This window comes from Bradyrhizobium sp., from assembly GCF_049581145.1.
Classification (GTDB): Bacteria; Pseudomonadota; Alphaproteobacteria; order Rhizobiales; family Xanthobacteraceae; genus Bradyrhizobium.
In genome coordinates this window covers 1-1,626 of record NZ_JBAURI010001100.1, presented here as the reverse complement: position 1 = coordinate 1,626, position 1,626 = coordinate 1, and the positions used below count along the sequence as shown (strand labels likewise).

Annotated in this window: 2 protein-coding genes; both read right to left on the bottom strand. The window is 61.4% G+C overall.

Features of this window, described 5'->3' with window-relative positions; all coding sequences use genetic code 11:
• The coding region (locus tag WCB02_RS35425; RefSeq protein ID WP_423966064.1) for a phasin at positions 1 to 377 on the bottom strand (377 nt) is incomplete at its 3' end.
• A 307-nt stretch (positions 378 to 684) separates the two neighbouring features.
• Entirely contained in the window at positions 685 to 1,068 is a 384-nt protein-coding gene (locus WCB02_RS35420) for a phasin (protein WP_423966062.1), read from the bottom strand.
• Between the last annotated feature and the right edge of the window lie 558 nt (positions 1,069 to 1,626).

Here is a 1,626-nt window from a genome sequence, read left to right as displayed (position 1 = left end):
TCGGCGGCGACCTTCTGGCTGAGCTCGGCCAGTTCCTTGGCCTGGGCGCTGAGCGTTTCGAACACCTTGCGGGCGTGCGAAGAGTACAGCTCGAGCGCCTCGGAGGGCGACTTGATGCCGAGCAGTTCCTGGGCGAAGTCCAGGTTCGCGGTGGTGTTGGCCTTCACGAACTCCATCACCTTGGCGGAGTACTCGCTGGCGCCCTTGCTGGCGCAACTAAAGACGGCCTCGATGGTGCCGTTGTGGGTCTCGGCGGCATCCTTGAACTTGGCGTAATTGTCGCGCGCTTGCGACACACCGCGCTCGGCGAAAGCGCGCATCTGCTCGGGAACTTCGAAGGGAATGATCGAGGCGGAGAAGGGATCGGTCGCGTTCATGGCATTTGTCCTTCGCAACGGGGTAAAATGGGGCTGGAGTTTGGCTTGGGTTTCTGTCCCCTTTTGCGCGCCCGACAGCCAATGTGCCGGGTACGGCCTACTGAATCGCGCAGCGGGGATAGCCTTTCAGGGCGCGTTGTCTATAAGCCGATATAGTGTCAATTTTGTGCATCGCAATGCAGCACAGGCGCGATACCGAACCGCGGATCCTGGCCGAGACGTGCGATCCCGTTGAAGTTGCTGGACCTTTACCGCACCTCCTGGACGGGAAAGAAATTCTCAAATCTTGAATTTCAAACCTTGAATTTCAAACCTTGGGTTTGGCGGCTTCCATCGCCGCGCGCCCGACGATCTGCCCCATCTCGCTGGCCTGCTCGGCGAGCGAGCGCATCTGGGCCTGGACGTAGCCGCTATGCAGCTTCATCACTTCGGTCAGATCCTTGGCGTTCAGCAGCGATTGCGCATAGTCCAGGGAGGCCTGCACGTTCCTTTCGGCGTAGGCGATCGCCTTGGCGCTGATGTCCTTGGCGCCGGCCCGAACCGTGGCGCCATGGTCCTCGATCGTACCCGCGGTCACTTGCGCGCCTTCAACGAATTTCTCGAAGGTCTTGCGCGCCTGCTCGAAGCTCGCTTCCGCCATCGAACGCATTTCCTTCGGAATCTCGAAACGGTCACGCCCTTCATCGCTCATGGTGCACTCCCTGTTACGCAGGTCCTGACCTGCCATCCCCGTCGCCCCCGATCGGTCGCTGAAAATTATCGGCGCAAAACTTTGCCGGCAAGATTTGGCCCGCAAATTTGACCTGCAAGATTTGACCTGTAAGACGCCGGTTCCCTCCCGTGAACTTGCGATCGCCAGGTGCGCTATGGCAACGATCAAGCACCCGTTTTGGGTCCGGTCCGATTAGGGTTATCCCGGCTTTTCGGTGCCGGTCCGCCTCGGCGGGCGGTGGACCTCCGCCTGCCGGCGAGCGATACTAACGCTCCGTTAAGCCTGACGTCGTTCGGCGGCCGATCGTTTCAAGGCCAGGCCGCCGCTACAAGGCGCGTAGCTCCCAGACTAGCCGGTCCAGTCGCCATCATGAACGAGAAGGATTTTCAGTTGCAGGGCGTCGGTGATCCACGACTGGCGGTCCATGCGACGAGCGCCCTTCCGGCATGGCTATGGTCCACCGACGGCGCCAGGGTGCTGTGGTGCAATCCGGTCGGCGCCCGGCTGTTCGGCGCGCCCAATGCCACGGCGCTGGCC